Here is a 13,259-nt window from a genome sequence, read left to right on the forward strand (position 1 = left end):
ATTGTCGGACCCTGCTGCCAGACTGCCCGCATGATGGATCACGTGGCGATTCAGGTCCGGGACGTGCAGGCGGCCGCTGCTTTCTACGACACCGTGCTGGCCCCGCTCGGTGGCAGACGGTTGATGGACTTCGGCTCCGTGATCGGGTACGGCACGGACCGCCCCGATTTCTGGCTCGGTCCCGTCACGTCGGGCGGCGAGGCGCGTGAGGCACACCTCGCGTTCGAGGCCGCCGACCGGGCGACCGTGCACGCCTTCCACGAGGCGGCGACGGCGGCCGGGGCCGAAAGCCTGCACGAGCCGCGGGTGTGGCCGGAGTACCACGAGCACTACTTCGGGGCCTTCGTCCGCGACCCCGACGGGAACAACGTGGAGGCGGTCTGCCACCGGCCGGAGTGAGCGAGCGGCGGGACAGGGCGGGAGTTGGGGCGGGCACGCTCGGCGCGGGTCGGGGCGGGCACCTTCGGCCGCTGATGCGGTCGAGGGCGGCGGGGCGTGCACGGCGCGGGGCAGGCGGAGGCACGCAAGGCGCGGCAGGGGCTGCGGGCGTGGGTGATGGCGGTACACGCAAGGCGCGGCAGGGGCTGCGCGTGGGTGAGGCCCGCGGTGGACGTCCCTCTCCCGTCCACCGCGGGCCGTGCATCGCGTTCGGCTCTCCCCCGTGCGCTAGCCGATGTTCACGTCGATGCACGCATAGAAGGCGTTGGCCGTGTCCGCGATGTTCCAGACCGCGAGGACCTTCTGCTTCCCGCTCAGCCCACCGAAGTCGACCTGGTGGGTGACCGTCTCGCCGGGCTGGGCACCCCCGTCGTCGAACTCGGCGATCTTCGAGCCGCCGACGAAGTACTGCCAGGTGCTGGTGGAATGACGCGCGGTCAGCTTCCAGCTGAAGCCGGTCGAGGTGCCGACGGGTGTGACCGTCCAGCCCTTGCTGTCGTCGTCGAGCTCGCCGAACTGCTCGTTGCCGCCGCTGCAACTGGTCAGGCCCTTCGGCCCCTCCACGCTCTGCGGCTCGTACTTGATGGGGCCGCACGGGAGGGTCCCGGCGGCGCACTGGGCCTGACGGCTGGGCGGAGAGGAGACATAGCCGTGGGCCTGGGCGGTGCCGGCCGGAAGGCTCAGCGCGATGAGCGGGGCGACTCCGGCGCCTATGACGACGGCCAGCTTTCTTTTCTTGTGCATGTCAACTCCTTCTCGGTCGACGCCCGCAGCCAGGGAGAGCGGGAGAGTCCCGACCGATAGCGGGGGGACGTGACCACGGAGCGCCCGCCGACGGGCCGGCGAGCACGGTCCGCGCAGGGTGCGGCAACTGCCGATGGAGCGGCCCGAGTTCACGCCAGAGGCATTGGTCTAGACTTTACTGCTGGCCCGCCGGCGGTCAAGGGTGCTGTCGCACATCACAGGGACCGGCGCGGCACTCCCGGCCCCCTCCCGGCCTCTCGGCCCACCCGGCCGACACCGCCCCCTGCCCCCAACCCTCCGCGGTGAACCTCGGACCGCACGGCGGCGGGAGAACCCTCCCGGCGCGCAGAAACCTTCCTGCCGCAGACTGGTCTCCATGGAGCTCCAGATCACCGCCACATCGCCCGAGCATCCGGCGGCCCTGCTCGACCTGCCCTGGAGCATCCCGCTGGAGGAGTGGCCGGACGAGTGCCTCGTCGCCCTCCCCCGCGGCATCTCCCGGCACATCGTCCGGTTCGCCCGCGCCGGGGACGAGATCGTCGCGGTGAAGGAGGTCGGCGAGTGGGCCGCCACCCGGGAGTACGGGCTGCTGCGCGACCTCGACCGGCTCGCCGTACCCGCCGTCGACGCCGTCGCCGTGGTGACCGGGCGAACGGACGAGCACGGCGAACCCCTCGAACCCGCCCTGGTGACCCGCCACCTCAAGGGCTCGCTGCCGTACCGCTCGATGTTCGAGACGACGATGCGCCCCAGCACGATCAAGCGGCTGCTCGACGCCCTCGCCGTGCTGCTCGTACGGCTGCACCTCCTCGGCTTCGCCTGGGGCGACTGCTCGTTGTCCAACACCCTCTTCCGGCGCGACGCCGGAGCGTACGCCGCCTACCTGGTGGATGCGGAGACCGGGCAGATCCAGCCCCGGCTGACCGACGGGCAGCGGGAGTACGACGTCGAGCTGGCGCGGGTGAACATCGCAGGCGAGCTGATGGACCTCGAAGCGGGCGGATCCCTGCACCCCTCCGTCGACCCGGTGCTCTTCGGCCGGGCCATCGCCGAGCGGTACGCCGAACTGTGGCACGAGCTGACCCGCCAGTCGGTCTACCCGCTCGCCAAGCGCCACTACATCGACCGTCGCATCCGGCGCCTCAACGACCTCGGCTTCGACGTGGCCGAGATGCAGATCCAGCGCTCGCCGGACGGCGATGCCGTCACCTTCCTGCCCAAGGTCGTCGACGCCGGACACCACCAGCGGCAACTACTGCGGCTCACCGGCATGGACGCCGAGGAGAACCAGGCGCGGAGCCTCCTCAACGACCTGGAGACCTGGATGGTCTCGCAGGAGGACTACGCACCCGGCGATCCCCTCGGCGCCCGCCCGGAAGTCCTCGCCCACCGCTGGGTCCGGGACGTCTTCCGCCCGGCCGTACGCGCCGTGCCCCGCGAGCTGCGCGGCTCGGCCGATGTCGCGCAGATCTACCACGAACTGCTGGAACACCGCTGGCTGTTGTCCGAGCAGGCGCAGCGCGACGTCGGCATGGAGGCGGCCGTGGAGGACTACGCACGGACGGTTCTCCCGCGCCGCCCGCACACGTGAACGCGCTTCGGTACGGGGGACGTTGACCGCTCCGAAGCACCGCAGGAGTGCCTACGAGATACGCCCCGTGCATCTCGGGAACGCGGACCACGGGCCTCGGCTCAGCGGCGTACGGCGAACACCGTGCCCGCGTCATTGCCCACGTAGACGGCCGAACCCGCAACGGCCGGAGAGGACTTGACGTCGGCGCCCGTCGCGTACCTCCATCTGCGGGCACCGGTCTCGGCGTCGAGCGCGTGCAGGCTGCCGTCCTTCGCCCCCACATAGACCGTCCCGCCGGCCACCACGGGAGAGGAGTAGACGACGTTGCCGACGGTGGACTTCCACCGCGGCGAGCCGGACCGGGCGTCCAGCGCGTACACCTTGCCGTCGTCACTGCCCACGTAGACCACGCCGCCCGAGACTGCCGGGGACGAACCGACCCCGCCGCCGGTGGCGAATGCCCAGCGCCGTTCGCCGGTGTCGCAGTCCACGGCGTACAGCGTGCCGTCGTAACTGCCCGCGTACACGATGCGGTCCGCGATCGCGGGGGACGACTTCACCTCGCCGCCGGTCGGAAATCTCCAGCGCTGCGCGCCCGTTCGGGCCTCCACGGCATAGAGGCTGCCGTCCCTGCTGCCCGCGTAGACGGCGCCCCACGCGACGACCGGGGAGGACCGGAACCATCCGTCGGCGCGGAACGCCCATCTTCGCTCGTGGGTCCGGGCGTCGACGGCGTACAGATGACGGTCGTCGCTTCCGACGTAGACCACACCGCCCGCGACCGTGGGAGAGGAGTTGACCTCGTCGCCGGTGGGGAACTCCCAGCGCTTTGCACCGGTCGCGGTGTCCAGGGCGTAGAGGTTGTAGTCGGCGCTGCCGACGTAGACCACTCCCCCGGCCACCACAGGTCCCGAGTAGACGCCGTTGCCCGCGGTGAACTGCCAGCGCTGCTCGCCGGTTTCGGCGTCCAGGGCGTACAGGCTCCGGTCCTTGCTGCCCGCGTAGACCGTCCCGTCCGTCGCGGTCAGGGCACCGGTCACCGGACCGCCGGTCGCGAACTCCCAGCGGCGGCGGGACTTCCGCCTCCCGCGAGATGCGGGGGAGTCTGCCGGGTCGTCGTCGCGGAACATGAGCAGGCCGCCGGCGCCGAGAGCCGTGGCGGCGCCGGCACCGGCGAGCGCGATGAGGACGCGGCGCCTGGCCGGTCCGCCCTCGTTCCGACCGGGCGTGCGCGGTGCGGCGTCCGGCACGGGCAGGGCGCCGGCGCCCGCCTCACCGTCCGCAGCGCGAGCGGAGTCCGCGGGAACGGGGACCGCGCGACCGGGCCCGCTGCCGGGCCGCGGCCCGTCCTCGGGCCCATCGTGCTCGGGCGCTTCACGCTCCGGCGCCTCAGGCTCGGGCACTTCACGCTCGGGCACTTCACGCTCAGGCAGTTCACGCTCGGGCCCTTCATGCTCCGGTGCCGCGCGCTCGGGCGTGATGCGGTCGGGCCACCCGGGCACCCCGTCCGTGGGAGACGGGTGATCGACCGGAACCGGCCCGGACCTCCGCGACAGGACCTCGGTCCGCTCGCTCCCGCCGACGGACGCCGCACGCATGCCGAACCCGAGCGCACGGTCGGGGCCTTTGGCGGCCGGGTCGCCCTCGCCCACGACTGCGTCTCCCCCACCCACCGCTCCCTCGCCCGTACGATCCGGGCTCGCGCCCGTACGATGCGCCCCCTCGCCCGTACGATGCGCCCCCTCGCTCATACGATCCATGCCCTCGCCCGTCGTCCCCGCCCGGTCGACGGCCCGGGCGATCGGCGCGGGCAGCCACCGGCTGCCCTTCAGGGCAAGCGTCACCGTGTCGCCGCCCCCGCCCGCCGAGCCGCCCGTCGGCTGCGCGAGGAGCCGCCCGGCCAGGTCGTCGAGCAGTGCGGAGACCGCGGGCCGCCCCGCCGGATCCTTGGCCAGACAGCGCGCCACGAGCGGCCGCAGTCCCGGCGGTACGGCGTCGAGCCCGGGCTCCTCGTGCACGACCCGGTAGCCGAGCGCGTGCAACGACCCCCTGCCGAAAGGCCCTTGGCCGGTGGCGGCGAAGGCGAGCACCGCGCCGAGCGCGAAGACGTCCGAGAGAGGGCCCGCCCGACGGCCCGTCACTTGCTCGGGCGCCATGTATCCGGGAGTTCCCAGGACGACGCCGCTGCGCGTGAGCGCACTGGATTCCGCGGCGACCGCGATGCCGAAGTCGATCACCTTCGGGCCGTCGGACGCCAGCAGCACATTCGACGGCTTGAGATCACGGTGCACCAGTCCGGCCGCGTGGATCGCCTGCACCGCCTCGGCCAGCCCCGCGCCGAGCGCGAGCAACGAGGGCTCCGGGAGGACTCCGTAGCGCGCGACCGCGTCCGTGAGGGAGACGCCCGGCACGTGCACCGTCGCGAGCCACGGGGGCTCGCCGTGCGGATCCGCATCCACGACCGCGGCCGTGAACGCCCCGCTCACCGCCCCCGCCGCCTCCGCCTCCCGCGCGAAGCGGATCCGGAACTGCGGATCCGCCGCCAGGTCCGGCCTGATGACCTTCACCGCGACGGCACGGCCGCCCGGGGAGCGCCCCAGGTAGACGCGGCCCATTCCGCCGGAGCCGAGCCGCGCCACGATGCGGTACGGCCCCACCCGCCGCGGATCGCCGCTCTCCAACACCCCTGTCATCGGAGCTCCCCCCGCCCCCGGTCCGCCGGCGCACCTGCCGCGGACGCGTTCCGAGCCTCATCATGGCGGCAATCCCGACCCCGGCACAGGGACCGCCCGCAACCGTGGCGAAGCCGTGGCCGGCACCGCCGCGGCGGGTGGTCCCCGCGCCGTCCCCGCCGTACGCCGCACCACCGTCTGTCCCACGCCCGGCCGCGCCCCGCCGTACGCCGGACCACCACCCGCCCCGAGCCCCGCCGTACGCCGCACCACCGCCCGCCCCCGAGCCCGGGCGGCCGCCGTGCGCCGAGTGGCGGGGGCGGTCGGACTCCGGGAGTGTGGGCCGTAGGCGGGGGTGTTCACCGGCCCCGCGGCCGGACCGCGGCCGGGGGCGGAATTCTGCAGCGGGAGGCAGACGATGCCCGAGATCTCCACTCCGTACGCGCCCGGGACTCCGTGCTGGATCGATCTCAGCGCCCCCGAACAGCAAGCCGCTCTGGACTTCTACCGCGATCTGTTCGGCTGGCAGGGCGAGATCGGACCGCCCGAGTACGGCGGCTACGCGAACTGCGAACTGCACGGCAAGTCGGTCGCCGGCATCATGTCCGCGCAGCCGATGGGCGACCAGCCGCCGCCCCCCACGGCGTGGACGACCTACTTCGCCACCGCGGACGCCGACGCCACGGCGCGGGCGATCACGGAGAACGGCGGCACCGTCCTGTTCCCGCCGGACGACGTCGCCGCCCTCGGCCGTATGGCGATCGCCGCCGACCCCGACGGCGCCGTATTCGGCATCTGGCAGGCCAAGGAGTTCCCCGGCGCCGGAATCGCCAACGAGCACGGCGCCCTGATCTGGAGCGAGCTTGCCACGCGGGACCCCGACCGCGCCCGCGCCTTCTACCCCGCCGCGCTGGGCATCGGCATCGCTCCCATGGAGATCGAGGGCGTCGAGGGGATGGACGACTACTTCGGGATCAACGCGGGCGGCCGGACGGTGGGCGGCATGTCGGTCCAGGGTGAGGACACGCCCAAGGAGGAACCCTCGCACTGGCTCACGTACTTCGCCGTGGACGACACCGACTCCACCGTGGACGCCCTGATCAAGGCCGGCGGCCAGGTGGTACGGCCGCCGTTCGACATGCCGGCGGGACGGATGTCGGTGGTCCAGGACCCGCAGGGCGCCGTCTTCGCCGTGATCACCCCGCGCCCCCTGTAGACCTGGGAGCGGGCAGAGGGCCGAATTCGTTGAATTCCCCGCGGCGGGCGATGAGTTCGGCCGCGCCGCGGAGTCCTCATCCTCGTAAGTCTTCTTCAACCGGATCCACGGTCTTACGAGAAACGAGGCCCTCCATGAGCACAGTGATCTCGCGTGACGGCACCTCCATCGCGTATGAGCGCACAGGCGACGGCTGGCCGGTGATCCTGGTCGGCGGGGCTCTGAACGACGGCCCGGCCGGAGAGCCCTTCGCGGAACTCCTCGCCCCGCACTTCACGGTGTTCACCTACGACCGGCGCGGCCGCAGAGCCAGCGGCGACACCCCGCCGTACGCGGTGGCCCGCGAGGTGGAGGACCTTGAGGCCGTCATCGAGGAGGCGGGCGGCACCGCGTCGGTCTGCGGCCTGTCCTCCGGCGGCGCCCTGGTCCTCGAGGCGGCGGCCGCGGGGCTCTCCATCGCCAAGTCGGCCGTGTTCGAGGTGCCGTACGCGCTCGACTGGGGCCACCGGGACCGGACGGCCGACTACGGCAACGAGCTCGCCCGGCTGCTCGCCGCCGGGGACCGCGGCGGCGCGCTCACCCTCTTCATGCGCTACGCGGGCGCGCCCGACGCCATGATCGACGAGGCTCGCCGCAGTCCGTTCTGGCCCGGCCTCGAAGAGCTGGCGCCCTCGCTGGCGTACGACGCCGCGGTGATGGGCGACGGCATGCTGCCGGTCGGCCGTCTCGGCGCCGTGGGAGTGCCCACGCTCGTCATCGACGGCGGGGACAGTCCGCGGTGGCTGCGTGAGGCGTCGCGCGCGATCGCCGCCGCGATCCCGGGAGGGCGTCAGCACACGGTGGAGGGCCAGACCCACGACGTGTCGCCCGGTGCTCTGACCACGGTGCTGCGGGAGTACTTCTCGTGAGGCACAGGATTAGCTCATACGTTCTAATGCGGGCGTAGACTGCACGCATGGCAGTTCACCTTCAGGGCTCTCTCTTCGACGAGACCGACGAGGTCGGCCTGCGCTCGCTGGAGCCCGTACGCCGCACGGAACTGGGCAGCGGCGCCTGGATCGACGTCCTGCCCGGCTGGCTGACCGGAGCCGACGAGCTGTTCGAGGCGCTCGTCGGCTCCGTCCCCTGGCACGCCGAGCGGCGGCGGATGTACGAGCGCGTGGTCGACGTGCCGCGGTTGCTGGCGTTCTACGGGGCGGACGACCCGCTGCCCCACCCGGCGCTCACCGATGCCCGTACGGCACTGAGCGAGCACTACGCGGCGGAGCTCGGCGAGCCGTTCACCACCGCGGGCCTGTGCTACTACCGGGACGGACACGACAGCGTCGCCTGGCACGGCGACAGGATCGGGCGCGGCGACACGGAGGACACGATGGTCGCCATCGTGTCCGTCGGTGAGCCGCGCTTCCTGATGCTGCGTCCGCGGGAGGGCGGCGGCGGGACGGTCCGGCATGCACTGGGCCACGGCGATCTGATCGTCATGGGCGGCTCGTGCCAGCGGACGTGGGAACACGCGATTCCCAAGACGAGCAAGGCCGTTGGGCCCCGGATCAGCATCCAGTACCGGCCGCACGACGTCGCCTGAGCACGGGCCACGGCGTCGCCTGACCCCGGCCGCACGACGTCGCCTGACCCCGGGCACGCCGTCACGCCCGCACCCCTCGGGACACGGCTCCTCGCCCGCCCCTTCCGGGCATGGGCTCCGCCCGCCCTTCCGAGCGCGGTCCTCGGCCGGCCCGCGTTCAGGGGCGCAGATACGCCAGACCGGGATGCTCGCCCACGTAGGCGTCCAGCAGCCGCCGGGCGACCTGCACCGAGTCGACGAGCGGATGCAGGGCGAACGCCTTCAGCGCGGCGGCCCGCGAGCCGCTGTCCGCCGCCGCCATGACCTCGCGCTCGACCGCCTTGACCTGGCACACCAGACCGGTGGCGTGCCCGGGCAGCGGCGAGACCGGCAGCGGATGGGCGCCGTTGGCGTCCACCAGGCACGGCACCTCCACGACGGCGTCGGCATCGGGCACGGGCAGGGTGGCGCCATTGCGGACGTTGAGGATGAGGGTGGCGCGCTCGTTCCGGGCGATGGCGCGCATCAGGGCGAGGGCCACGTGCTCGTACCCGCCGGACTCCAGGTCGCAGGCGTCGCGCGCCCCGGCGCCCGCGGTCTCACGGTTCTCCGCCATGTACGTGGACTCGCGCTCGGCGCGCGTGTGCTCCCACGCCGCCAGGGCGGGCCCGACGCCGCGCTCCGTGCGCGCGTAGAAGCCCCGCTGCTGGTCGCGCAGAAAGGCGCCGCGCGTCTGCCGCGCGTCCTGCGCGGCGCGCACGGCCTCGCGGCTGAAGTAGTAGTAGTGCAGGTACTCGTTGGGGATCGCGCCGAGCGCACGGAGCCAGTCCGCGCCGAACAGCTTGCCCTCCTCGAACGAAGTGAGGGCGCCGGAGTCGGCCAGCAGGCGCGGGAGCCGGTCGCGGCCGCCGACGTGCAGCCCGCGGAGCCAGCCGAGGTGATTGAGCCCGGCGTAATCCATCCACGCCTCGGCGGGATCGGCTCCGACCGCACGGGCGACGCGGCGGCCGAGACCCACGGGCGAGTCACAGATACCGATGACGCGGTCCCCGAGGTGACGGGACATCGCTTCGGTGACCAGCCCGGCCGGGTTGGTGAAGTTGATGACCCAGGCGTCGGGCGCGAGCGCGGCGACCCTGCGGGCGATGTCCACGGCGACGGGGACGGTGCGCAGACCGTACGCGATGCCGCCCGCGCCGACCGTCTCCTGCCCGAGCACGCCTTCCTCCAGGGCGATGCGCTCGTCGGCGGCGCGCCCCTCCAGACCGCCCACGCGGATCGCGGAGAAGACGAAGTCCGCTCCCTTCAGCGCCGCGTCGAGGTCGGTCGTGACGGTGATGCGGGGTGCGTCGGCGATTCCCTCGGCCTGCTCGGCGAGGACCCGGCCGATGGCCGAGAGGCGTCCGGCGTCGAGGTCATGGAGCGTCACCTGCGTGACGCGTCCCTCGGCGTGGTCCCCCAGCAGCGCCCGGTGGACGAGCGGCACGCGGAATCCCCCGCCGCCCAGAATCGTCAGCCTCACGCCCCGGCCACCTGCCTCCACGCCCGCCTCGCGGATCCGGCGGCACGCGCCGCGGGACACTCCGAGGGATCGGTCATCCGTAGGTCGACGGTATCCCGCCCGTCCGGGCCACGTACGCGGTGTTGACGTGCAGCTGCACGTCGCCGGCCGTGCCGTGGTGGTCCGGCCGTCCGCACGGTGTGCGGGCCGTCTACGGCGCGGCCTCCTCCGTCTGTTCCGCCTCGCCGAACCGCGCCAGGGCCAGGGCCCCCGCGATCGAGAGCACGAAGCCGATCACGGCGAGCGGGGCCAGCCCGGGCCGCGTGGTGTCCCCGAGCCAGGCGACCCCGAACACCGCGGGCCAGATCGTCTCGCCGATGACCATCGCCGCGGTGGCGGAGGTGACCGAGCCCGACTGGAGGGCGTCGATGAGGAACATGAAGCCGGTGATCCCTGAGATGACCACGGCGTACGTCGTCGGCTCGGTGAGCAGCCCGGGAAGGTCGAAGTCCGGCAGCATGCGCACGCTGATGGCGACCAGGCCGAAGCTGAGCCCTGCGATCATCCCGAGGACGGGGGCCCGGTGGTGCGTCACGACGCGTCCGGTGACGAAGCCGACGATCGCGAGCCCCCCGGACGCGATGAGCGTGGCGAGGCGCAGCAGTTCGTCGCCGTCACCGTCCCCTTCCCGGCCCGCGGAGACGGCGAGGACGACGAGGCCCACGCAGACGGCGATGACGGCGCTCCATTCGATCCGGCGGAGGCGGATGTGCAGCACGATGGCCGCGGCGACGGCGGTGACGGCGAGGGCGGAGGCGAGCGCCGCCTCGACCACGAAGATCGGCAGGGTGCGCAGCGCCAGCAGTTCGGCGGCGAAGCCCAGCATGTCGAGCCCGATTCCGGCGATGAACGGCCAGCGGCGAAGGGCCAGGAGGAAGGTTCCGAGCCCGTGCGTCTCCGGGGCCTCCTCGGCTGCCCTGCGTGCCCCCATGGCCTGCATGACGGTAGCGGTCCCCGTGGTCAAGGCGGCGGCGAGTGCGAAGACGATGCCCAGTCCCATAGACGGACCGTAGCCGCGGGTGGGCGGCGGACCGCGGATTGAGTGCCCGGCCCGGTTGCGCTGCGTCCGCCCGGCGCGACGATCGTGCCACCACCCGCCGCGGGTACCTGCGTCGGACGCTCGTGGACCTGTGTTCCTCGCTCCCGGACCCGGGTTCGGAGACCCCGGAGACCCACAGAGGCGCGGAGACCCACGTCCTGGAGGCCCGGAGACCTACGGCCGGGGCCCGGGGGCCTCCGTTCCGACATCCGCGGACCGGCGTCGGTCACCATCGACCTGCATCGGTCACCCATGAACCCGCGTCGTCACCCCGGACCCGCATCGGTCACCCATGTACCCGCTTCGGTGACCTGCGGACCTACGGACCTGCGGACCTGCGGACCTGCGGACCTGCGTCAGGCGAACCGTCAGACGAGCGCCTCGTCCACGAAGCACCAGCGCCAGTCCTCACCCGGCTCGATCGACGCGACGATGGGGTGACCGGCCTCGTCCGCGTGCCCGCGCGCGTGCCGGTGCGGTGAGGAGTCGCAGCAGCCGACCTGGCCGCAGGTGAGGCACACCCGCAGGTGCACCCACGTCGAGCCCAGCCGCAGGCACTCCTCGCATCCTTCGGGAGTCCGGGGCTCCACGGGCCTGACCATCGACAGATGCGGATCGGGTGCTGAGGCGTTCATCGGCAGCGCCCCCGGCCCGGCTTCGGCAAGCCGTCGATCAGCAGGGAGAGCCCTATGCCGAGCAGCCAGACGTCCTTCGCCAGTGGCGTGCCCTGCTGCGTCCAGCGCAGACTGCCTTCCTCCCGCATGCCGGGTGTCCGCAAGTACAGACCCAGCGTCCCGGCGGAAAAGGCGGTCAGGGCGGCGCCCGCGACGGCGGAGGGGACCACGGGCAGCAGCAGCGCCGCGCCGAGTGCCATCTCGGCCTTGGAGAGCAGCCCGGCGAACGACCGCGCGTCCAGCTTGCCGAGGAACGGATAGGTGCCCGTCGCGAAACCGTGGAGCTGGCCGGCGGCCTCTTCGTCCGCCGATGCCTTCGAGAACCCGGAGGTCAGCATGAAGGCTCCGGCACTCAGCCGGAGCGGAATCTGTCTCGTCGGCAACCACCCGTTCATGGACACCACCTCCCGTTCCCTCCCACGCTAGTGGGGTGGGACAGGCGTCGCACGAGGGGAGCCGATCATGCTTCGACCTGGGAGGACGACAGGCGCGGGCGTCGGCGGCGGCCGGGATGCGCGGCGCGTCCGGGGCACCCGCCGGAACGGGAATACGGCCGACCGCCCGCTCGTTGCACGCATTAGTTGAATGCGCAACTACAGAAGTTGGGTGAGCGAGATGCAGTTCGGGATCTTCACCGTCGGTGACGTCACCCCCGATCCCACCACTGGCAGGACTCCTACCGAGCACGAGCGGATCCGGTCGATGGTCGCCATCGCGCTCAAGGCGGAGGAGGTCGGTCTCGACGTCTTCGCGACGGGCGAGCACCACAACCCGCCGTTCGTCCCGTCCTCGCCCACCACCATGCTCGGATACATCGCCGCGCGGACGGAGCGCCTCGTCCTGTCCACCTCGACGACGCTGATCACGACCAACGACCCGGTCAAGATCGCCGAGGACTTCGCGATGCTCCAGCACCTCGCCGAAGGCCGCGTCGACGTGATGATGGGCCGGGGCAACACCGGTCCGGTGTATCCGTGGTTCGGCCAGGACATCCGCCAGGGCATTCCGCTGGCCATCGAGAACTACGCGCTGCTGCACCGGCTCTGGCGCGAGGACGTCGTGGACTGGGAAGGCCGCTTCCGTACCCCGCTGCAGGGATTCACCTCCACGCCGCGCCCGCTGGACGGCGTCCCGCCGTTCGTCTGGCACGGATCCATCCGCAGCCCGGAGATCGCCGAACAGGCCGCGTACTACGGCGACGGGTTCTTCGCGAACAACATCTTCTGGCCCAAGGAGCACTTCCAGAGGCTGATCCGGCTGTACCGGGAGCGGTACGCGCAGTACGGCCACGGCACGCCCGAGCAGGCCGTCGTCGGACTCGGCGGGCAGGTGTTCATGCGCAGGAACTCCCAGGACGCCGTACGGGAGTTCCGTCCGTACTTCGACAACGCGCCCGTCTACGGACACGGTCCGTCGCTGGAGGAGTTCACACGGGAGACGCCCCTCACCGTCGGCAGCCCGCAGGAAGTCGTCGAGAAGACCCTGACCTTCCGTGAGTCCTTCGGCGACTACCAGCGGCAGTTGTTCCTGATGGACCACGCGGGCCTGCCGCTGAAGACCGTCCTCGAACAGCTCGACATGCTCGGCGAGGAGGTCGTGCCCGTGCTCCGCAAGGAGTTCGCGGCGGGCCGTCCGGCCGAGGTGCCGGACGCGCCCACGCACGCGGCGCGGGTCGCCCGGCGGAACGCCGAAGGAGCGTCCGCCGACCCGGCCGCCTGAGCCGGTGGATCCGAGGCCGTGGAAGCATCCGCGCCCCCGCCCGTACACCACGCGCGTCC

The 13,259-nt window shown here is 72.5% G+C and carries 12 protein-coding genes; 6 read left to right on the top strand and 6 right to left on the bottom strand.

The genetic code is table 11. From position 1 onward, the window contains the following. Positions 1-33: 33 nt before the first annotated feature. Positions 34-399, top strand: coding sequence for a VOC family protein (locus tag ACGFNH_RS06040; protein ID WP_393652224.1), 366 nt, complete (start codon positions 34-36; stop codon positions 397-399). Positions 400-666: 267 nt separating this feature from the next. Here the strand turns inward: ACGFNH_RS06040 and ACGFNH_RS06045 are convergent, their stop codons facing one another. Continuing rightward, positions 667-1,182 (bottom strand): lytic polysaccharide monooxygenase auxiliary activity family 9 protein, encoded by a 516-nt coding sequence (locus tag ACGFNH_RS06045; protein WP_393651819.1) that lies wholly within the window; start codon positions 1,180-1,182, stop codon positions 667-669. Between the two features lie 376 nt (positions 1,183-1,558). On the opposite strand from ACGFNH_RS06045, the gene ACGFNH_RS06050 reads away from it, so the two are divergent. Then, complete coding sequence (locus tag ACGFNH_RS06050) at positions 1,559-2,773, top strand: DUF4032 domain-containing protein (protein ID WP_393651820.1); 1,215 nt, start codon at positions 1,559-1,561, stop codon at positions 2,771-2,773. Between the two features lie 101 nt (positions 2,774-2,874). Here the strand turns inward: ACGFNH_RS06050 and ACGFNH_RS06055 are convergent, their stop codons facing one another. Beyond that, positions 2,875-5,448, bottom strand: a complete 2,574-nt coding sequence (locus ACGFNH_RS06055; RefSeq protein WP_393651821.1) for a PQQ-binding-like beta-propeller repeat protein — start codon at positions 5,446-5,448, stop codon at positions 2,875-2,877. Positions 5,449-5,845: 397 nt separating this feature from the next. Here ACGFNH_RS06055 and ACGFNH_RS06060 point away from each other — a divergent pair, with 397 nt between their 5' ends. From ACGFNH_RS06060 to ACGFNH_RS06070, 3 genes are all read left to right on the top strand, one after another. After that, on the top strand, positions 5,846-6,643 hold the full coding sequence (locus tag ACGFNH_RS06060) for a VOC family protein (RefSeq protein ID WP_393651822.1): 798 nt from the start codon (positions 5,846-5,848) through the stop codon (positions 6,641-6,643). A 134-nt stretch (positions 6,644-6,777) separates the two neighbouring features. Beyond that, a complete protein-coding gene (locus ACGFNH_RS06065; protein ID WP_393651823.1) occupies positions 6,778-7,551 on the top strand; it encodes an alpha/beta fold hydrolase in 774 nt (257 codons plus the stop codon). Between the two features lie 47 nt (positions 7,552-7,598). Continuing rightward, complete coding sequence (locus ACGFNH_RS06070) at positions 7,599-8,228, top strand: alpha-ketoglutarate-dependent dioxygenase AlkB (RefSeq protein ID WP_393651824.1); 630 nt, start codon at positions 7,599-7,601, stop codon at positions 8,226-8,228. Between the two features lie 157 nt (positions 8,229-8,385). On the opposite strand, the gene ACGFNH_RS06075 is transcribed toward ACGFNH_RS06070, so the two are convergent. The 4 genes from ACGFNH_RS06075 to ACGFNH_RS06090 all read right to left on the bottom strand — a co-directional run bounded on the left by ACGFNH_RS06075 (position 8,386) and on the right by ACGFNH_RS06090 (position 11,819). Then, complete coding sequence (locus ACGFNH_RS06075; protein WP_393651825.1) at positions 8,386-9,729, bottom strand: 6-phospho-beta-glucosidase; 1,344 nt, start codon at positions 9,727-9,729, stop codon at positions 8,386-8,388. Positions 9,730-9,919: 190 nt separating this feature from the next. Then, complete coding sequence (locus ACGFNH_RS06080; protein ID WP_393651826.1) at positions 9,920-10,768, bottom strand: DMT family transporter; 849 nt, start codon at positions 10,766-10,768, stop codon at positions 9,920-9,922. Between the two features lie 407 nt (positions 10,769-11,175). Then, entirely contained in the window at positions 11,176-11,442 is a 267-nt protein-coding gene (locus ACGFNH_RS06085) for a UBP-type zinc finger domain-containing protein (protein ID WP_393651827.1), read from the bottom strand. Next, complete coding sequence (locus tag ACGFNH_RS06090) at positions 11,439-11,819, bottom strand: hypothetical protein (RefSeq protein ID WP_393651828.1); 381 nt, start codon at positions 11,817-11,819, stop codon at positions 11,439-11,441. Before ACGFNH_RS06090 ends, ACGFNH_RS06085 begins: the two co-directional genes overlap by 4 nt. 277 nt (positions 11,820-12,096) lie before the next feature. On the opposite strand from ACGFNH_RS06090, the gene ACGFNH_RS06095 reads away from it, so the two are divergent. After that, the gene (locus ACGFNH_RS06095; protein ID WP_393652225.1) at positions 12,097-13,200 is read left to right on the top strand and encodes an LLM class flavin-dependent oxidoreductase; all 1,104 of its coding nucleotides are present in this window, start codon (positions 12,097-12,099) and stop codon (positions 13,198-13,200) included. Positions 13,201-13,259: the final 59 nt, after the last annotated feature.

Source organism: Streptomyces sp. NPDC048639 (assembly GCF_043199075.1).
Lineage (GTDB): Bacteria > Actinomycetota > Actinomycetes > Streptomycetales > Streptomycetaceae > Streptomyces.